This window comes from Photobacterium rosenbergii, from assembly GCF_003026455.1.
In the GTDB taxonomy this organism is placed as follows: domain Bacteria; phylum Pseudomonadota; class Gammaproteobacteria; order Enterobacterales; family Vibrionaceae; genus Photobacterium; species Photobacterium rosenbergii.
In genome coordinates this window covers 776,418-796,054 of record NZ_PYMB01000001.1, presented here as the reverse complement: position 1 = coordinate 796,054, position 19,637 = coordinate 776,418, and the positions used below count along the sequence as shown (strand labels likewise).

The window sequence follows — 19,637 nt, the reverse complement described above, 5'->3', positions numbered from 1 at the left end:
TGCATATCCATTGTAAATAAAGAGGGATAAATAATGGCTTCTATTTTTATGCGAATCGACGGACTGAACTCTATCAAAGGTGCCGCAACTGTTGGGGATATTGGTGGTAAAAAAGGCTTTTTCGCCCTGGATACCATGACCTGGGGTGCCAACCGTGGCGTGAATGTTGATGTCGGTAACGCAAACAACGCCGATAAAGGGATGGTTTCCCTTGATGCTATCCACATCTCGCGTATTTCCGATGGGGCATCGCCGCATCTCACCACCTTCCTTTTTGCGCCAGGCCCAGAAGGGAAAACGGTAGAAATTCTGCTGACCAAACCATCTCGTGATGGTGCGGGCGCAGACCCATATTTAGTTATCACGTTGGAGAAAGCACGTATCGCTGATTACAACATCAGCGGCTCCGACGGCAATTTACCTGCTGAAACGTTCAGTTTGACCTATACCACGCTCACCAAGGTGTACTACCAGGAAGGTGACGGCGGCAAGATTGAAAAAGGCGATACCGTCAAATTCGATTGCACCACCGGCAAGTTAGAGTCGAAAGCTAGCTAACTCTAGAGATAAAGGAGATACAACGTGGCCTTAAATTCACAGCACAAGCGTGTAAGTAAAAACCGGGTAAGTATTACCTATGATGTCGAGACCAATGGTGCCGTTGAAACCAAGGAATTGCCATTTGTGGTGGGTGTAATTGGGGATTTCTCTGCCCACAAGGATGATCGCGAGGAACTGGAAGATCGCACTTTCTATCAGATTGATAAAGACAACTTCGATACCGTGCTAAAGCGTGTCGGCCCTGAGCTTAAGCTAAAGGTCGACAACACCTTAGCCAATGATGACAGCCAGTTCGAAGCAGCCCTGTCTTTCAATTCAATGAAAGACTTCGAACCAGATTCGCTTATCGAGCAGGTTGAACCGCTTCGAAAATTGGCTGAAACGCGGCAGCAGCTCAAAACCTTGCTATCGAAAGCCGACCGCTCTCGTGATTTGGAAAAGCTACTGAAGGAAGTACTGCAGAGCGCAGATCAGATCAATGCTCTGTCTAGCGAACTGGGAATTGAGAAAAAAGGGGATGAGTCATGAGTGCAGAGTTAGAAGCACAAGCGGCAACGGCCACGGAAGAAAGTTCGTTGAGCTTATTGGATAGGGCGATAACCGCGACAACCCAAACACCTGCCGATACCACCAAGGAGCTTTTTTCTGTACTGGCAGAGCAAGCTTTGGACGGAACGGTTACCTGGGATAAGAACCTGACCAAGACCATCGAAAACGCCATTGCAGAGATTGATAAGCAAATGTCGGGTCAACTGTCTGCCATTATGCAGCAAGAGGATTTTCAGCGCTTGGAAGGGTCATGGCGTGGCCTGAATAAACTGGTTCGTGAAAGTGAAACTGGCCAATCATTGAAAATCAAGCTGGTCGACTTTTCGAAAGATGAGTTGCTTGAGCAGTTCGAGGATGCACCAGCGGTAGACCGCAGCCCGCTGTTTGATGCCCTGTACCAGAAAGAATTCGGTACTGCAGGCGGTGAACCCTATGGAGCACTGATTGGTGACTATAGTTTCAGCCATAAAGACGAAGATATTGCGTTGCTTCGGTATATGGGTGAAACCGCAGCTGCCAGCCATGCGCCATTTGTTGCAGCGGCCAACCCACAAATGTTTGAACTCGATAGCTTCGAGACATTCAACGAGGGTAAGCCGGTTGCACCGGGCTTCGACTCGCCTGCTTACGCATCATGGAATGCGTTCCGTGAAAGTGATGACGCTCGCTATGTAGTGTTGACTTTGCCACAGACTCTGGCGCGTTTGCCTTATGGTCAGAAAGGTCTGTCAACCGATGCTTTTTCCTATGAAGAGTTAGCGACAGATACCGACGGAAACCCTAAACCTAGCGATAATTCACAGTTGGTATGGTCGAATGCTGCCTATGAACTCGGTCTGAAAATGACCCAGGCCCATACTGCATTTGGCTGGTGTACTGCTATCCGTGGCTTGGACAACGGTGGTAAGGTAGAGAACCTGCCGAACCTGACCTACAAGTCTGTTGCCGGTGATCTGCAGCAGCAGTGCCCGATAGAAGTCAACTTAACGGATGAGCGTGAGAAAGAGCTGAGCGATCTCGGGATGTTGCCTCTGGTCCATTATAAAAATGCCAACTACGGCGTGTTTATCGGTAGCCAGACGACACAGAAACCGAAGACCTATGCTGACCCAGATGCCACCAGTAATGCGGCGATCTCGGCGCGTCTTTCCTACATCATGGCCAGTAGTCGAATTGCCCATTATCTGAAAGTGATGGGACGAGACATGCTGGGCTCCAACCTAGAAGCCAGTGACATCCAGAAACAGCTACAAACTTGGATTGATCAATATACCAACTCAGGGGCAGTGGGCAATGCGGAGCGTTCTAAAACCCCGCTGTGTGAATCACAGATCCAAGTGGTTGAGCAACCGGGCCGTCCAGGTTCGTACTCGGCAGTGGCCCATTTGCGACCTTGGTTGCAGATGGAAGAGCTGACGACATCAGTTCGTATGGTCGCGAAAATACCGGGTTAACCGCCCAGGGTTGCAATAACAAGGAACTAAAGGTTGGTATCAGGATGATAAGTGCAGACCTACAGCAAAAGCTAAATCAGTTAGACAGCAGCGACAAAGCGTTTCTACATGATGCTTTGGTGCTGTTGGCTCAAGCTGACAAAGGTATGCTTAGCAGCCAACAGGCTTTCAGAACAGCGGTAAATCGTCTTATCGCCGAAATAGATCGCTTGGTGTCTGCGCAAGTGTCTGCACTTATTCACCATCCTGAATTTACCCAGCTTGAAGCTTCATGGCGGGGGGTGGAGACCTTGGTTTCACTCCCTGTTAACTACCAAAAGATAAAGGTCAAAATTTTAGATCTTGCTTGGGACGAGCTGTCTTATGAGCTCAACACCGCAGTCTCACTCAAGCGTACCCGATTATATAATCTCATCGGTAACCAAGAGCTCAATACCTCTGGCGGTCAGCCATATGGCCTGGTGGTAGTTGATCATCAAATATCAATGGATTTCGACAGTGATTATGATGATATCTATACCCTGGAACTATTGGCCAAAATGGGGGATCACTGTCTGTGCCCCTTCGTAGCTTCACCTTCTGAGCATTTTTTTGGTGAATCAGGCGCGGATTGGTTGTCGGATACTCATCGCATTCAAAAGATAATAGACGGCCCTGAATTTATTTCGTGGCAACGGTTACGAAGCCTCTCTACTTCGCGTTTTATCGGCCTCACTCTCCCCAGCATTCGTCTGCGTGAGGCTTACGGACAAACTATCAGCAAAAAAGTGGTCTTTTCTGACGCTCAGTTGGCTGGTAGTGAAGATATGCCGCGAGGGTTGTGGGGGAATGCGGCTTTTTTGTTTGCCTCTGTTGCGATGAGGGAGTTCAACCGAATCAACTGGTTTGGTTTCATGAAGTCCCGTTGGCAGGATAAATATCATGGCGCTCTGGTCAACCTTCCGCCTAGCAGCATAGGTGCGATTTCTGTTCAGAACCCGAAGCCTAGCGTCAGGTTCATCACGGAAATGGGTAGCTTCTATGCGGAAAACGGCTTTATTCCGTTGTGCCAAAGCCTGACGACAGACAAGTTCTACTTCAGGGGTAATGGTTCAATCTGGGATCATGGCGATGATGATGCCGAAGCCGTGATGGGACAGATCCAGACCACCTTGATGATCTGCCGTATTGCCCATTACCTCAAGGTACAAATCAGGGGGATGATGGGGAACTTCCAAACTGCCAAAGAGTGCGAAAACTTCCTCAATAGCTGGCTTGATAACTATGCCAGTAATCTAACCGAAGCCGATGAAATTACCCTTGCAAAATATCCGCTTAGCAAAGGCAGGGTGACTGTCAGGGAGGTTGAAGGGCAGCATGGTAGATACACCTGTGATGTGCTGGTTCAGCCGCAATACCAATTCGATAACGCGTGTGGAGAGGTATTGATTTCCACCGACCTTGGTGGTGAAGCTCGTCCTGCTTCACCTTTATCATCATCGCAAGGGGCTGTTGCCGGAGGTGTCGCATGAGTTTTTGGGGCACATTCATCGCAAAACAAAATGGTAATGAAGATGACCTGCTGGAATCGATTCGCTACCAGTTAACGGTATTGCTGAATTCGGAAGCGCCGATGCGGGTGCTTCCTAAGCAATACAAAGAAGTACAGCTATCCAATTTTAGTTTCGGACTTGATGCTGCCTACAGTGTCAGTAGCCAAGTTAATAAAGAGCAATTTTCGCGTTCCCTCGAAAAATGGGTGCGTGCATTTGAACCCCGTCTGTCAGAAGTCAGTGTCTTCGTAAAGGAAAGCGACCCGAGCAAAAACATCATGAAGTTTTCGCTGATGGCGAAAGTCGATGTGCAAAATGGCGAGCACGTTTTCCTTTTCGATTCGAGTATTAGCCTCTCAAGTCAGTCGGCAAAAATGGAGGGGCAAGAAGTTGTCTGATCAATTACTCAGTTACTACGAACGGGAGCTGGCTTACATACGCCAGTCTCTGGAGGGCTTTGGCCAGCAGTTTCCCGAGCATGCCAGTTCGATGCGGTTAAACCAGAGTGGCCAGGAAGACCCGAATATCAGCCGCTTGATAGATGCCGTGGCATTGCTGACGGCAAAGACAGAAAAGCGTATTGATGAACAATTTCCCGAAGTTCTGCAAGACCTGTTTAACGTGCTGTATCCCGGATATTTGCAAACTGTTCCGAGCTATGCGCCGTTTAAGCTTGAATTATCCGGCGAGGCAGGAGCAGAGCCATTGTCATTAGCCAAGGGTTCGGAGTTGTCAGTTCAGATAAACCAGAGCGAGTGCCTTTTTACCCTTGTCGATGAACTGGTGGTTGCCCCTTATGATATTGCGCAAATAGAAGCCAGTTCGGCCCCCTTTAACTTCCCGACGCCGAAAGCGATTCGCCGTGCCGATGCCGTTATACAGCTAACGCTGAAAAGTGATGATCCATCGATTTTGTTTTCCCAAATGGCGCTCGGCCATTTCGATTTTTATGTCAGGGGGTTTGAAAATAGCTCCCGTGGCTTGATTGATTTGTTGTTGCTCAATACCGAAGCCGTGTCGCTATTGGACGAAACCGGTTGCCAATTAGAAATTGATGTTGGCAGGCTTCGCTCACGGGTCGCTGATCCAGATTTCAATTGGTTGCCGCAATACGGCAACCATCTCGCAGGTTTCGATCAGCTTCGTGATTACTTTGCCTTTCCCGATAAAGCGGCTTATTTGAGAATTGATGATCTCGGTAAGGAGCTGATGCAGTTTTCAACCAATACTCTGACGCTAAATTTCTTTGTCCAGCAGTTGCCAACCGAGTTCTTGCGTCTGTTCACTAGCCAGGTTTTCGCTTTGAACACCGTGCCTGCCATCAATCTCTACCAACAGCACGGTGAACCCATTCGTTATGACTTTACCAAGCTGGCAATGCCAGTAGTGGCCGATGTTGATAATGACAGCGATTTAACCGTTGTATCTATCGACACCGTTAATGAAGTTCTGCCGACCGGTGATGCCCCATTAATGCCGGTCTATGACGGAGGGTATTGGTTAGCGCAGCAAAGGCCGAAATGGCAGGCCCGACAAAAATGGGATGAGAAAGGACGGCGTCAAACTGAAATATCCATCAGCGATGCTGATATGCGCGATGGCAAAGAAGACGTTGTGTTGTCCTTGCTGCTCAATGTCTGTAATGGCCGTTTACCATGCTTGATCCCCAGCCATACCGAAGCCGACTCGTTGGCAGCGGTAGACCTGCCGGGTTTGATTCGGGTAGTGAAAACACCGACGGCTCCTCAGTACCCCTCCTTGGACAATCATTTGAGTTGGCGATTTATCGCCTTACTCAATGCCAATTTTTCCAGTTTGGTACAAGTCGATGATCCGACCCGAGTTCTACAGGATGTTGTTCGCCTTTGCTGTAACAGTATCCACTGCAGCGTGGCAGATGCGATTAAAAAGGTGACTTACCGCCATATGGTCGCACCTGTCACGATCGGCAGGCAGAGCATCTTTTCCTCGGGCACTGAGGTGATTTTATTGCTAGATAACGAGCTGCTGGATTCTGAATTTGCCGTGGTCGGGGAAGTGCTCAATGCCTTCTTCAAACAGTTCTGTAGTTTTGACCGCTTTATCCAGCTGTCAATAGAACGCTTCGGCACCGACGAGCCGGGCCTAGATTTTGAAAAATGTCACGGGAGCCAGTTATGTCTGTAGCCTCTCGTTTACTATCCCAGCCCCAACAGTTTGATTTCATTCAGGCTGTTCGTATTCTCAATACAATTAGTTCTGCTAAAGGCATGGATTTGGAACTGTCGGCAGATCCCATGCCCAAAGGGGCTCCATCAGATGTCACCGCTATCAAACACAGCCAAGATAAAATTACCTTAAGCCTTGGCTTGGAGGCGTTGTCAGGCTGCAAAGGCGTTATTCCCGATTACCTCTATGCTGAAATGCTCCAAAGCCTGCATCAGGATGACAGGGCATTGCAGTCTTTCCTCGATGTGTTTAACCAACGCTATTTTGAATTGCGAGCAAGCTTGGAGTGCTCGAGAAACCTATTGCTTAGGGATGAAAGGGAAGCCGTACTAGCAGTGCATAGCTCAAGGTTGAGCCAACAAGCAGCGTTAGCCAATCTCTTTTCCTTACCGGATATGAGGGGTAATGCGAGCGAGCAGAGCACCTTGAGATATGGATTATTGCTTGGCAACAAAAGCCGCAGCCTATCAGGCCTGAAGCAGTTGTTATGTAGCTACTTTTCATTGGATGTTTCACCGCGCGTTTTACCTTCGGAGCTGTACCGCATTCGGCCATCCCACCAAACCAAAATTGGCAGCCAGCAAGGTCAAAACCACCTTCTCGGCCAAGGGGTTGTATTAGGCTCGAAGGGGGAGCAAGCATTCAAATCTATCGAAATCTATATCACGCCCCAAACTAAAGCTGAATACAAAAGCTTGTTGAAAAATACCAGGCTGGCACTGGCAATGACACAACTAGTACGGGCCTATCTCAAAGACAACACCGAACCAAAGATCTATCTCTATGTGAAACGGGAATATATCGACCCTCCCGTTCTTTCTATGGGTAAGCAAAGCGTTCGACTCGGGGAAGCCAATTGCCTAGCTCCCGAAAGGAACAGCAGTCATTTTCGCAAAATCTTACTACTGCCGGAGAATAATGTATGACACAGGTAAAACTGGGTAACTTGGTAGGGAAACTCACTCCTCAGTTGAAGGCAACGCTGGAGCAGTCCGCAGCCGCCGCGATGGCACAGACCGTACCCGCAATCGAAGTCGAGCATTGGCTGGTAGAGCTTCTGGCAGCTAAAGATGAGCCGTTGTTAAGTTATTTACAACGCCAGCAAGTTGACCCGAATACATTGAACAATGAGCTTTCAATACGCATTGAGCGCTTGGTCAAAGGCAGTAATGGCCAACCGACAATCAGCCGGGCGTTGAGTGAATTAATGGAAGAGGCGTGGCTACAGGCTTCGGTTAACTTTGGTCACGGTCAGATCACCAGCTTGCATTTACTACTTGTGTTGCAGCAAGCCGATAATTTTGGTGTCAAAAGGTTACCGCTGGAAAGCTTGAAAGATATCTCGCTTGAAGCCTTGTCGGCACAGATTTCCCAACTGAGTGATGCTGTAGTTGGAAGTGCCCAAGGAAGTTCGGTAGCTGGTGCTCAAAATTCCAACTCTGCACCACATAGCCAAGGCGGGGCACAAACTGCCGGTGGCGCATTGGATAAATATACGGTCAATCTAACCCAGCAGGCAAGAGACGGGAAAATAGATCCCATTTCAGGCCGTAACAGCGAAGTGCGCTATGCCATCGATATTCTTTGCCGTAAGCGCCAGAACAACCCGATTCTGGTCGGTGAGCCCGGTGTCGGTAAAACCGCGGTTGTTGAAGGCTTGGCACTGCGCATCGTTAATGGCGATGTGCCTCCAGTGCTTCAGGGCGTGGAGATTTGCTCGTTGGATTTGGGGCTGTTACAGGCAGGTGCCAGTATCAAAGGCGAATTTGAAAATCGCTTAAAAGATGTGATTAATGAAGTTAAAAGCTCCGAAACACCAATTATAGTCTTCATTGATGAAGCACATACCTTAATTGGTGCTGGTGGAGCTGCCGGGCAAAACGATGCCGCCAACCTGCTAAAACCGGCCTTGGCGAGGGGCGAATTCCGCTCAATTGCCGCCACGACTTGGGCTGAATATAAAAAGTATTTCGAGAAAGACCCAGCTTTGACCCGACGTTTCCAAGTAGTGAAGGTCGAAGAGCCCAGCGAAAATGACGCACTGCAAATGCTCCGAGGCGTTGCAGCCTCCCTGCGCAAACATCACGGCGTCTTTATCCGCGAAGATGCGCTTGATGCCGCCGTTTCCCTTTCTGTCAGGTACCTACCAGCAAGACAATTACCCGATAAGGCCATCAGCCTGCTTGATACCGCCTGTGCCCGTATTGCTTTAACCCAAGGGGCGAAACCTGAGCGAATCGAGTATTTGGAGCAACAGCTGCGTTACCTAAATAATGAGCTAGAAGCTTGTGATGTGGAAGATACCGTCTTGGTCGCTTTGGCCGAAGATAGGGAGCCGCTGCGCGATACCTTGGCTGTTAAGCAGGAAGAGCTGAAGGATTTGACCGCGCGGTGGGAGCACGAAAAAGCCTTGGTTAAAGAAATCAGTGAACTTACCGAAGGATTAGAAACTAGCCATGCCAGCGGGGACATCAACGATGCCTCGGTCCAGCAGAGCCAGAATGCGCTCAAAGATAAGCTAACAGAACTTGATAACGTACAAGGCGAGGATCCTATGGTTTTCGCCATGGTCGACAAACAGGTTATTGCCGAGGTGATCTCCGCTTGGACGGGTATCCCGGCCGGTAATATGGTCAAGGAAGAAGTGGCAGAACTGCTGTCACTCGAAGATGCCCTTCACCAAAGAGTGATTGGCCAGCAGGCCGCTATCGGTGAGCTCGCCAAGAGTATCCGTATTTCACGAGCAGGGCTGACAGATAACCGCAAGCCTGTCGGTGTGTTCTTGATGTGTGGCCCAAGTGGTGTCGGTAAAACCGAAACCGCAATGGCGCTGGCCGATAAAGTCTTTGGTGGTGATAACAATCTAACAGTCATCAACATGACCGAATTCAAGGAGGAGCACAAGGTTTCAATGCTACTAGGCTCGCCGGCAGGTTATGTCGGTTATGGTGAAGGAGGGGTGTTAACAGAAGCGATAAGGCGTAACCCTTACACTGTGCTGCTGCTCGATGAAATGGAAAAGGCCCACCCAGGTGTCCATGACCTGTTCTATCAGGTGTTCGACAAAGGGTATATCAAAGACAGTGAAGGCCGGATGATAGATTTTAAACACACAATCATCATCATGACCTCGAATGCTGCTGATCAGGCAATTTGTGATATTTGCGAGCAACATGAAGAGAGGCCGCAAACTGAAGACCTTGTCGAGCAAATCCGCCCGGCATTACAACAATTCTTCAAACCCGCCTTTTTAGGCCGCACCACAATCGTCCCATATTACCCGCTAAACCATGAAGAACTCGGCAAGATCACTGAAATTAGCCTCAATCGTATCGCTAAGAAGGTCAAAGAAAAATATCAGGCGACCTTTGAGTGGGATCAGGCATTCATTGATTTTGTGGTATCGCGAAATACCGATCCGACAACCGGTGGACGTGCCATTGAGCAAATTATTAATCGCTCTCTGATGCCGCGTTTGGCGGTTGAATGTATCCAGCGGTTGAGCGACTGCTTACCAATTGACCAGATTGTCGTTAGTGCAGAGAGTAATTCTGGGCAGTTGGTGCTAAGAATAAATTAGGCCTCGAAAAAAGCTGACAACAGAAAGTGAGGAAGTTGTGCTGAGCCAGGTTGTGAAAGGAAAGCCGTTCCAATTATTGAAAGGGATCACTCTAGTTGGTGTGTGCCTGACCTGTTCTACCGCATGGGCGGTAGATAGGGTCGTGCTGGCAACACAAAACTGGTCACCTTATCAGACCGTGAATAGTGACGGTGATATCGGTGGTGTTGCAGTCGACCGGATCAAGTGTACCTTTCGCAATATGGGTCAACCCTATGAGATCAGGATGATGCGATGGGACAAAGCACAACTGCTGGTGGAGACCGGAAAAGTGCATGGTTTCTTCTCTGGCTCTGCCAACGCCAAGCGAGCTTCGTATGCACAAGCCTCAGACCCGATTGTCTCTGAAAACCTCGCCTGGTTTGTCAGTCCTGCTGTTAGGGAAAACATCAATGACGAAACCGCTAAATACAGCCTGAGATACGGCGTTAAGTACAACACCAACAAGTGGCTATCGCTAAAGCGCGATGGTTACAACGTGATTAAAAAGCCACGCGATGCAGATTCATTATTGCAGATGCTTTGGCAGGGCGAGTTGGATGTCGCCTACGAGTACGAACTGGTATTCGAGGAAGCAATGGATAAAGCAGGTATTCCAAAGGACTACTTCAAGAAGATAAGAACCAGCAAGCAAGATTTGATGGTGCACTTTTCCAAAGGGTTTCTGGCCCAGCAACCATCGTTTTTGAACCGCTTCAATCTTGCCATGGCGCAGTGCCGGTGAACATAACAGGGAAGAAGGCCATGACGATTAGTTTTCAATTGATTGAGACACCAGAAAATGAGCAGGTTACCAGCCGGCAAGTTGCGTTGCCTGCATCGGGGGGGACAATAGGTCGCTCATATGAATGCACCGTTCAGTTGCCGGATTTCAACCGTACGCTTTCCCGGGTCCATGCCGAATTGCGGCCCCACGCGGCAGGGGGATTCGAAATCATAGACCGTAGCACCAACGGATTGTTTATCAACGGTGTACAACTTGGAAAAGGGGCCAACCAGAGGATCTCCGATGGGGATAAAATAAAGCTCGGTGGATATACCTTGTTGGTCAGCGATATTGACGCATTGTTTGATGAGAATGCTGCTACTAACAGTGCTAACCAGCAGTCACGTACACCGTATACATCTAATTCATTTCCGGAAGGTCAGCACCCCTTTAGCGCAGATAGCCTCGCCAGTGATGATTTTCAGCAGTTTGTGATGAACCAACCTGCAGCGACGGCAGAAGCACATACAATCAATCCGAAACAGACGAAGCAAGCGCAGTCGAGTGAGTTTTCGTCTGAGAATATCTTGGACGATGTATTTGGTTGCGATCCCTTTGATGATGAAGATTGGCAGGAGCAGGGTAAACCTGAGCATATCGACGATGTTGTTATGCTCGACGATGACAGTGACCCGATCCTTTCGGGTAGCAAGGCGATTACTATCGCAGAGCATCACCATACGGCGGAATTACAGAACAGTATTGACCGCCTGAACGCCATTATTGCACAGCAAGAGCGTACTTTATCAGCTTCGATAGACAGGGAAAAACTTGTTGTCACCATTGAAGCGACACTGGAGCGCTTTCTTGAAAGTTTCCACCCAGCACACCTAGAAGATGAGTTCGACGACTACATCACCGGATGGGGCAATAAAGAGAAGAAATACTGGGCGTTATACAAAAAACAATTTAACCGTAAACATGCTCGTCGTGAGTATTACCGCTTGTTTTCTTCCATCTTGCTCGAAGAGTTAAGTGAAAAGAGGTGATAGCCATGAGCATACTGTTCAAGCACAAAACCTCCCAAATTTGTAAACCTCAAGTTGGAAGGTTAAAGCTCGCTGGGTATTTGTTTGCTGGCCTAGGGCTTGTGGCCTTAACGGGCGGCTGTAGCTCGAGCGATAACAATGCTGCTTTTGTCCCGGCCATGTCCCTGTCGGTTGAACTGGCTGCGACCGAAGAGCTAAATGTTTTTGATGACGGCCAATCACGCCCCGTTATTGTGCGAATTTACCAGTTAGCCGACGCAGGTAGCTTCCAGAAGTCAGGTTTTATCGCCTTATATGAGTCAGATAAATCAGTCTTGTCCGACTCTCTGGTCGATACAACTGTTATGCCTCCCGTCCTGCCCGGCGAGCAGCGAACCTTCCAGCTCGATTTGCAGCAGCAAGCCAAATTTATCGGGGTATTGGCAGAGTTCTCCAACTATGAATCAGCCAGCCCCAAGGCTTTTACCGCGTTAGTGGAAAGCCCAGAGGAAACCCCGCTTATTATTAGACTCTCCAGTAACAAAGTGGAAGTGTCTCAGCCAGCCGAGGATGCCTGGTGGAAGTTTTAAGGAGTATTACTGTTGAAACGTCAAAATAAAGTTGTATGGAAAGAGGGGATGTTTATTGCCCCACAACATTTTCAGCAGCAAGACCGCCATACTACACAATATATTCAAAAGTACATGTCGCTGACGACGGGCGGCAAGTGCTTTGGTCTCTCTGTGCTGGATATTGAACCCAACTACCTTAAGCTCGGCAAATTCGGCGTGGTGAAAAGCAGCGGTATTTTCCCTGACGGTACATTATTCGACTGTGCCAAGGAGCTACTTCTCGATATACCCGAAGGAACGTTGAACCAGCGCATTTACTTGGCGTTGCCACTGTCTGTAGAGGGCGAAAATGAATATGGCGAACCTGCCGAGCAACGACGGTTTGCGGTTTCCCATTGCAACCTATTCGATGTCAGCGACTCAGGCCAGAGTGCTATTGATGCTGAGCTTGCTGAGCCCAATATCCGCTTGGTGATAGAAGGTGAGGACGTCACCGGCCTTGCTTTGCTGCCTATCGCCAAAGTGCTGGAGAGGCAGGAAAATGGCGAGGTAGTGCTGGACAAGAGCTTTATCCCAGCTTGTCTGCATTTTGGTGCATCCCCGTTACTCAAAGAACGAGTTAAAGAGATCTATATCTTGAGTCAGGTTCGGGCGATGGATGTTGTCCAGCGTATTGGTGCCGGACAGCAAACCAAGAGTGACCTGAGCCTAATGCGAGAGTTTTTGTGGCTTCAAACGCTCAACCGTTGGATGCCTTGGCTTCACCTTAAGTTAGAACAGCCGGAAACCCGGATTGAAGAGTTGTATGAAGGGTTAGTGTCCTTTTCAGCCGAACTCGATAGCTTCACACCGGCAATGGCAGAGCCGCCGACAGATATATCACGAGAGAATCTGCAGGGCTGTTTTTCAAGTCTGTTTTCAGAGCTGCGTGATAAGTTATCCATGGTTCAAAGTGACAATGTCACAGAGTTTGATTGGGATACCGGTTTGTTTGACAAGCGCCGCTTGCTGAGGCTGTCTGTCCCCAATCTTAATCAACTGGATGGGAAGCGGTTTGTACTGTCGGTCCAGTCGCCGTTTGGCACTGCTGAACTTGCCCAGACTTTCCCAAGCTGTTGCACATTGAGTGGCTTGAGCCAGATAGTCGAGTTGGTGCGAAATGGTCAGTCAGGGGTAACAGTCACTGCATTGCCGGTTGCTCCGACAGAATTAAAAGCTCAATCAGATGTGGCGTATTTCGAGATAGATATCGCCCACGATTATTGGCAAATGCTCAAATCGAAAAGGGAGCCGATTGCACTGCATGTCGATAGCCGTATCCCAGAACTCAATATCAAGCTTTATGCGCTGGGGTAGCCGATGGAAGATTTGTTAGATGAAGTGACGGTAACAGTCACTCCAAGCCGAGAACCATCCAAGGCTGGTCATGACCCAATCAATGTGGGTATTCCGCTATCTCATGCCAATGTGCTCAAGAACAAAGCTCGTTATATGTTAGCTATCCAAAATAGCCAGTCATATGATAACCGTCTGCTCAATGCTTGCTCTGATCTGCTTTCTTATGCCGTGACAGTACGAAGGATGCAATGCCCGGATGATCTTTATGTATTCAGGGCAGGCCTCAAACAGGCCATAACTGAACTGAAATACAAGATCGCCAAGTTGGAGTATCCGCCATCGGTAGCCGATAAAACCTGTTTTCTGCTGGCAGCGATGATTGACGAGCAAATCGTCCACTCTGCATGGGGGGAAGGGGCTGGTTGGGAAAACCAGATGCTGGTCAGTGAGCTTTTCGGAATCAAAAATGGCGGCGAGCAATTTTATGTCGTTGCTGAGCGGGCTCTGTTGCAGCCAGTATTGTTGGTGGATCTTCTAGAGTTAATTTTCATTTTGCTCAAAGTGGGCTTTAAAGGCCGTTACCGCGCCGGCGGTCAGGAGCAACTCTCAGTTTTGCAGCAAAGGTTGGAAGAAGCGGTCTTTGCACGACAACGCAGTTACCTGTTTAGCGAGCGTATCCCTGATGTCGCCGTAGAAGAGGGCAAGGTTCAACAGGCTAAACAACCCCAAAAGCCGATTAGGGTATTTCGTTTATTCTTGGGGGTACTAGCAGTATCAGTGTTGTCTTGGGGAGGATTGCAGTATTGGTATGATACCCAAAAGCCGATCAAGGCAAGCGCTTTTAGCCAACTTACAGATTTTACCGACGATTTGTATAAGGTCGAAAGTACCCAAGACAACGAGTATGTGTATGTCAGTACACCGGCTGATATCAACCGCCTGCAAGCTTCAAACCCAGTAAGATCATCATCAGGTTCGCGGGCAAATACAGCGATAAATGACCCTTCCACTGTTTGGGTGGTTCAACTTGCCACATTCAATTCCCGCTCACAGGTCGAGCAATTTCAGCAGCAATATCAAAGGGCGATTCCGGATACCGTTATCGACGAGTGGCGGGGAAAATATCGCCTGCTCAGTGTAGCGAACAACAGAGAGAATGCTGCACAGACACTAACAACCGCCAATCAGCAAGGAATAGCTGATGCATTCATTTATAGCGACAAGCGTAGATAGGTAGAGCCATGGGAAAAAGCAAAGCGATTGTACTATCAGTATTGCTGGCGTTGGTCGTTGGCGGCCTGACATGTTTGGGTTTGTATTTGTTAGGTTGGTATACCTTATCTCCGCTATGGGCCGTGGCGCTTGAGGCGTTTGCGATATTAGTTGAAATGGGACTCGTCGGTTGGGGGATGTATGTCTACTTCCGCAAACCTAGGCCGGTAGTGGATGAAGATGAGCAATTACGCAAAGCACAAATGGCTCATTCGATTAAAAGCCGGTTTGATGTTATATGGAAAAGTCACCCAGGGCTAAATACTGATCCGTACCGGTTACCTTGGTATTTTCACCTCAGCCAAGATATTAATGGCGATACCACTTTCCTGCGCCAAACAGGTTTTGAACCAGTTCATTCTTCTCACTCGTCAATTGATGTATCGGGGGATCTCAATAGCCCTATTTCGTTCTGGGGGGCAGATGACGCCGTATTGGTTTCCATTGATATTAGCCAGCCACAAGATGCAATCAAACAGCATCTGGATGTCCTCTATGGATTGCTGCTTAAAAAGCGGGACCGTCAGGCAATCAATGGGGTGCTCTGTACGCTAGATCTCAAATCATTGGTACAAAGTGACGAACTCGCCAGTAACGAATTAAGCCTCAATGTGCGCAGTTACCTCACTGAAATCAATAACCGGACTGGATTGTCTGTTCCCACATATTGTCTCTTCACCCATCTTGCCGGGGTCAAAGATTGCTGCGAGTTGTTCTCTACTCTCAATGAAGAGGATCGGGAGTTACCTTTAGGTGCTTTGACTGATTTATCTAGGCAGGGTAACTATGACAAAGCTTGGTTCGATGCGACTTTCGATGAGTTGATCAAGCGCTTGTCAGTGACGGTATCCGAATCTCTGAAGCAGCAGCTTAGCGATGAGTATCGTGAATCAACGGTTGCGGGTATTTATCAGCTATCAGCCGTTAAATTCGATATCGAGGACTTCTTGGCTTCGACGTTTAACCAGCATCAATTTGATGATGTGGAACTCAACTTCCGGGGCTACTTCATTTTCAACGCTGGTGGCGAGGCCAATGCTACTGATGTCCTGACTTATTTAAATGCTTCGGAGCTAGGCTTGGAGCATCTCAAAACCTCGCCACAGGGCTTGGAAGCGAACGGGCCTTCGCATAGTTTGTTCAGCAAGCAGCTATTTCGAAAGTACATCTTGAAAGAAGCCAAACTGGTGGGGGTGTTTACCGCCAAAGAGTGGCGTTATCGTTTTACCCGGGTTGCGGCTTTGTGCGGCATTGCTTTGTTGTTTTCAGGGTTTGTGTGGACCTTGAAATCTTATTACGAAAGCCAGCAAGCTATTGATAATAATGCGCTGGCCTTGTTGGAGCGTTATAAATCCAATTTGAAAAGTGATGTCATCATGCCTGATGACCTATCGTCGCCAATATTTAGCCTGTATGAGCTGCGCCAGATTAACCAGCTTTATCAGCAGGAATCTCGACCTTGGTATAGCTTGTCAAATTGGTTACCGGATTCGAGTATCCAACCTTACGTTGAATCCGCCTATTACCAAGAACTCAACCGGGTGTTATTGGTATTGATGCGTGACTATATTCTCAAGGATATGTTTGTCTACAACTCTCTCGATGACAAAGTGAAAACCTTGGAACTGTTGAACTATCACCAATTGCTCTACAACCCGCAGCGACACGATGTCGACTCATTGGTCAATTATTATATCGCCGCACTCAAGGAAGAGGGAGAAGGGGACGTTAACCTGCTGGAGCGTTTTGAGCTGTTGGCGAAAGATGTATTGAACAGTGGTGCCGTGCCGCCCGAATCGAACGAGGAGTTGCTTACACTGGTGCGAGGGTCGCTATCCAAAAACGATATGAGCGAACTGCTATACCAGCATATCTTGCAGCACCCTAACTTTTCACGCCGGGTGGATATCAGGACACAGCTGGCACCGTCCTACGCATCGGTGTTCCAGTTTACCCCGGAATTTAGTGGTTACCTGATCCCATATGTCTTTACCCGCGATGGCTTTGAAGAACTTACCAACGAAACTGGCTTACAACTGGCAAGCGAGGCCACCCAAGCCTACGAAGGGGTGATGGGGAGGATCAGCGGCGAAGCGGAAATGAACCGGATAAACCGCCAGTTGCGAGAGCGTTATACCAATGACTACATCCAATATTGGAAAACGCTGACAGCCAATATCTCCTGGGTATCGGTGGCAACTTGGGGTGAGAGTACCATTCAGCTCGAATTGGCGACGGATCCGCTTTACTCGCCAATGGTGCAGCTGTACCGATTGATTGAGCAGAACACCAATTTGCTGAGTATCTCCCAGCAATTAGCCAAACAAGAGCAGGAGAATGAAGCTCCGCCAACAGCCCTGCGTAGCGATACCATCGAGCGTGTCGCGACTTTGATTGCGGCGCCTTTCACCTCTTTCCATCAGCTTGTAGCTGTTGGGGACTCAGGTCAAAGCCAGTTGGACGTTGCAGTAAAGCAACTCAAGGAAACCCATGATTGGGTACAGCAATCGACACAGGCCAGAACCCGAGGTGAATACTTTATCGAACAATTGAAAAGCGTCGATACCAGCACGCCAATTGCCCAGCAGTTCCAGTTAGCCAATGGCTACAAAGACCCAATATTACCTTCGATGTTGAGAGGCCAGGCGCTGACAATTAACCAATTGGCATTGGAAGAAACTAGGCAGTTTATCAACGCAGACTGGCAGCAGCTTTATTCGGTTTACCATCGCCAGTTTGAAGGCCATTACCCGTTTGACAAGCAGTCAATGTTTGATGCCTCAACCGATGACTTCGAAGACTTTTTCAAAGAAGGCGGGCTGTTCGATGTTTTTGCCGCCAAATACAGCATCTACTTTGATAAAGGCAGTTTCGGTGAAACGGTGATCAAGGGCTTTATTGCCCATCAGGATATGATTATCTCTAATGATTACCGGTTACTGGAGCAGTCGGTCAAACGGCTGCAAAGTGGCATTTTCTCGGATGGAAAGTTAGGTTTTGAGTTCATGCTAAAGGCTCAGAAAATGTCGCCATCGTTAACCGGCTTTTCCATCGAGTCTGGCACCAAACTGTTTGAATACCGCAATGGACCGGTACTTTGGCGCAAGCAGTCATGGCCTATCAGCAACAACATCAGCAATGATATTTCTATCGTAACCACAGATAATCTGGGGGCAGATACCAGGGAGAAACTGAGCGGGGTATGGAGCTGGTTCAGGGTGGCCGACAAAATGCAAAGCAGCAATATGGCCGGTAGCTATGATGTAGCGTGGCATTACTTGGCAGACAGTAGTTATGTCAATCTTGTGGTGATGTCCAATGGCCGCGAGCAGCCATTCTCACCACGGTTCTTTGCCCAGCTTACACTGCCGGAAAGACTATGATAGAAAGCGTCATGTCGTTTTTGGGTCAAAGAGTGGACAAAGGTAATACTGGCCCAACAAGTAAATGCCCTGACGCGCCACCGTTATGGTTGATGGAACAACTCGCTATTGCTGATAGTGGTTGCTGTGAGGTAATCGGCCAGAACTGCTTCAAGTTTGATCAAGACGGGCAAGCTATTAAGGCCACCATCAAGGTGAAATATGGGGAAACGCCAACTCAAGCTTACCTACTGCAACGGGAAGCTGATTGGTTAACCCGGCTATATTCTCTCAACTTCACTCGTTCTGAGTGCATCAAGTTCTATAAAGATGGTCAGCAGAGTTACTTGTTGACCAACTACCTTTCTGGGATTGCAGCTAGTCATTGGCTGCGAGAGCAAATAATTGGCGAAGATGAAACAGTATACCTTAATCAACTAGCAAACTATTTAGAGTCTGCTTTAGACCAACTTGAAGCCATTCACAGCAATGGCTTTGTTCATGGGGACATCAAACCCAGTAATATTGTCTTTGGCCACAACCTTACTGCCGAGCTTATCGACTTTTCCAATATGCGAAGGATAGGGGAACCGTGGCTAGAGCGCGGCTTCAAACAATTCAGCCCCTCCTATTTCAACGCTAATTACTCATCCACCGCAACCATCAAGCAAGACTACTACGCCTACCTAATGTCATTGAAAGTGCTGTTTGAGCCGGGGAAACGAAGTGGGCAGCAGCCTCTGGAAGGCTTCGAAAGTCTTGTAGAAAAATATGCTGAGAGCGGGGTGATATCAGCTGGGTTCAAGAACCGCATTTTGGCGATCTATGACTTGCTGTAACCAATGACTAAGTTGGAGTAGTCAGTGGAAATAAAACCATCAGATAGAGATGAACGGGAGTGAAGGGATCGGGAACCTTGGCCCCGATCCAGAAAAATCTCAATGCTATAACGCGGCAAGGATTGCCTCGGCCGAACTGACCTCGAACTGGCCGCCTTCTTCGACATTCAGTTGTTTGACAACACCATTCTCAACAATCATTGCATAACGCTGTGAGCGTATTCCACCAAATCCCTCAGTGTCTAGTACTAGACCCAGTGATTTGGTAAAGCTCGCATCACCATCTGCCAGCATCATTAGTTCGGAAGCATTTTGCGCCTCGCCCCAGGCCTGCATGACAAAAGCGTCATTCACAGCGACACACGCAATTACGTCGACCCCTTTTTCTTTAATTTTATCTGCCAAAACCACGAAACCGGGCAAGTGAGCCTCTGAACAAGTTGGCGTGAAAGCGCCAGGTACAGCAAATAGTACCACAGTTTTGTTGGCAAAAAGCTCTTGGGTAGAGTGGCTTTGCATCCCATCATCAGTTAACTGGCTAAGCGTACCATTGGGTAAAGATTGACCTTGTTGAATCATGCGTAATGTCCTTGTTGG

Annotated in this window: 16 protein-coding genes; 15 read left to right on the top strand and 1 reads right to left on the bottom strand. The window is 48.4% G+C overall.

Going from position 1 to position 19,637, the window contains the following annotated elements:
* Positions 1-33 precede the first annotated feature (33 nt).
* From C9J01_RS03820 to C9J01_RS03750, 15 genes are read left to right on the top strand one after another with little or no spacing between them, the layout of a single operon-like run.
* A complete protein-coding gene (locus tag C9J01_RS03820) occupies positions 34-558 on the top strand; it encodes a type VI secretion system tube protein Hcp (RefSeq protein ID WP_107296764.1) in 525 nt (174 codons plus the stop codon).
* Between the two features lie 24 nt (positions 559-582).
* Positions 583-1,089, top strand: coding sequence for a type VI secretion system contractile sheath small subunit (gene tssB / locus C9J01_RS03815; protein ID WP_107296763.1), 507 nt, complete (start codon positions 583-585; stop codon positions 1,087-1,089).
* Complete coding sequence (tssC, locus tag C9J01_RS03810) at positions 1,086-2,564, top strand: type VI secretion system contractile sheath large subunit (protein ID WP_107296762.1); 1,479 nt, start codon at positions 1,086-1,088, stop codon at positions 2,562-2,564. The genes tssB and tssC overlap by 4 nt, the downstream gene beginning before the upstream one ends.
* 44 nt (positions 2,565-2,608) lie before the next feature.
* Complete coding sequence (locus tag C9J01_RS03805) at positions 2,609-4,075, top strand: type VI secretion system contractile sheath domain-containing protein (RefSeq protein WP_107296761.1); 1,467 nt, start codon at positions 2,609-2,611, stop codon at positions 4,073-4,075.
* Positions 4,072-4,494 carry a type VI secretion system baseplate subunit TssE gene (gene tssE / locus C9J01_RS03800; protein ID WP_107296760.1) on the top strand — a complete coding sequence of 141 codons (423 nt, stop codon included), beginning with the start codon at positions 4,072-4,074 and terminating at the stop codon, positions 4,492-4,494. Before C9J01_RS03805 ends, tssE begins: the two co-directional genes overlap by 4 nt.
* Positions 4,487-6,262: a type VI secretion system baseplate subunit TssF gene (gene tssF / locus C9J01_RS03795; protein WP_107296759.1), complete on the top strand. Its 1,776-nt coding sequence runs from the start codon at positions 4,487-4,489 to the stop codon at positions 6,260-6,262. Before tssE ends, tssF begins: the two co-directional genes overlap by 8 nt.
* Entirely contained in the window at positions 6,253-7,230 is a 978-nt protein-coding gene (locus tag C9J01_RS03790) for a type VI secretion system baseplate subunit TssG (protein ID WP_237156857.1), read from the top strand. The genes tssF and C9J01_RS03790 overlap by 10 nt, the downstream gene beginning before the upstream one ends.
* Entirely contained in the window at positions 7,227-9,884 is a 2,658-nt protein-coding gene (tssH, locus tag C9J01_RS03785; protein WP_107296758.1) for a type VI secretion system ATPase TssH, read from the top strand. The genes C9J01_RS03790 and tssH overlap by 4 nt, the downstream gene beginning before the upstream one ends.
* 37 nt (positions 9,885-9,921) lie before the next feature.
* Entirely contained in the window at positions 9,922-10,647 is a 726-nt protein-coding gene (locus C9J01_RS03780; protein WP_201797782.1) for a substrate-binding periplasmic protein, read from the top strand.
* Positions 10,648-10,667: 20 nt separating this feature from the next.
* Positions 10,668-11,678 carry a type VI secretion system-associated FHA domain protein gene (locus C9J01_RS03775; protein WP_107296757.1) on the top strand — a complete coding sequence of 337 codons (1,011 nt, stop codon included), beginning with the start codon at positions 10,668-10,670 and terminating at the stop codon, positions 11,676-11,678.
* A gap of 5 nt (positions 11,679-11,683) precedes the next feature.
* Complete coding sequence (tssJ, locus tag C9J01_RS03770; RefSeq protein WP_107296756.1) at positions 11,684-12,247, top strand: type VI secretion system lipoprotein TssJ; 564 nt, start codon at positions 11,684-11,686, stop codon at positions 12,245-12,247.
* Positions 12,248-12,259: 12 nt separating this feature from the next.
* Positions 12,260-13,585 carry a type VI secretion system baseplate subunit TssK gene (gene tssK, locus C9J01_RS03765; RefSeq protein ID WP_107296755.1) on the top strand — a complete coding sequence of 442 codons (1,326 nt, stop codon included), beginning with the start codon at positions 12,260-12,262 and terminating at the stop codon, positions 13,583-13,585.
* A gap of 3 nt (positions 13,586-13,588) precedes the next feature.
* Positions 13,589-14,800 carry a type IVB secretion system protein IcmH/DotU gene (gene icmH, locus C9J01_RS03760; protein ID WP_107296754.1) on the top strand — a complete coding sequence of 404 codons (1,212 nt, stop codon included), beginning with the start codon at positions 13,589-13,591 and terminating at the stop codon, positions 14,798-14,800.
* 8 nt (positions 14,801-14,808) lie between these two features.
* Positions 14,809-18,222, top strand: a complete 3,414-nt coding sequence (gene tssM / locus C9J01_RS03755; protein WP_107296753.1) for a type VI secretion system membrane subunit TssM — start codon at positions 14,809-14,811, stop codon at positions 18,220-18,222.
* Positions 18,219-19,040, top strand: coding sequence for a protein kinase domain-containing protein (locus C9J01_RS03750; RefSeq protein ID WP_107296752.1), 822 nt, complete (start codon positions 18,219-18,221; stop codon positions 19,038-19,040). Before tssM ends, C9J01_RS03750 begins: the two co-directional genes overlap by 4 nt.
* Positions 19,041-19,145: 105 nt before the next feature.
* Here the strand turns inward: C9J01_RS03750 and C9J01_RS03745 are convergent, their stop codons facing one another.
* The gene (locus C9J01_RS03745) at positions 19,146-19,619 is read right to left on the bottom strand and encodes a peroxiredoxin (RefSeq protein ID WP_107296751.1); all 474 of its coding nucleotides are present in this window, start codon (positions 19,617-19,619) and stop codon (positions 19,146-19,148) included.
* Positions 19,620-19,637 lie beyond the last annotated feature (18 nt).

Coding starts and splice junctions, on each gene's coding strand:
- C9J01_RS03820 (WP_107296764.1), top strand. CDS start 34: ATGGCTTCTATTTTTATGCGAATCGACGGACTGAACTCTATCAAAGGT.
- tssC (WP_107296762.1), top strand. CDS start 1,086: ATGAGTGCAGAGTTAGAAGCACAAGCGGCAACGGCCACGGAAGAAAGT.
- C9J01_RS03805 (WP_107296761.1), top strand. CDS start 2,609: ATGATAAGTGCAGACCTACAGCAAAAGCTAAATCAGTTAGACAGCAGC.
- tssE (WP_107296760.1), top strand. CDS start 4,072: ATGAGTTTTTGGGGCACATTCATCGCAAAACAAAATGGTAATGAAGAT.
- C9J01_RS03790 (WP_237156857.1), top strand. CDS start 6,253: ATGTCTGTAGCCTCTCGTTTACTATCCCAGCCCCAACAGTTTGATTTC.
- tssH (WP_107296758.1), top strand. CDS start 7,227: ATGACACAGGTAAAACTGGGTAACTTGGTAGGGAAACTCACTCCTCAG.
- C9J01_RS03775 (WP_107296757.1), top strand. CDS start 10,668: ATGACGATTAGTTTTCAATTGATTGAGACACCAGAAAATGAGCAGGTT.
- tssJ (WP_107296756.1), top strand. CDS start 11,684: ATGAGCATACTGTTCAAGCACAAAACCTCCCAAATTTGTAAACCTCAA.
- icmH (WP_107296754.1), top strand. CDS start 13,589: ATGGAAGATTTGTTAGATGAAGTGACGGTAACAGTCACTCCAAGCCGA.
- tssM (WP_107296753.1), top strand. CDS start 14,809: ATGGGAAAAAGCAAAGCGATTGTACTATCAGTATTGCTGGCGTTGGTC.
- C9J01_RS03750 (WP_107296752.1), top strand. CDS start 18,219: ATGATAGAAAGCGTCATGTCGTTTTTGGGTCAAAGAGTGGACAAAGGT.
- C9J01_RS03745 (WP_107296751.1), bottom strand. CDS start 19,619: ATGATTCAACAAGGTCAATCTTTACCCAATGGTACGCTTAGCCAGTTA.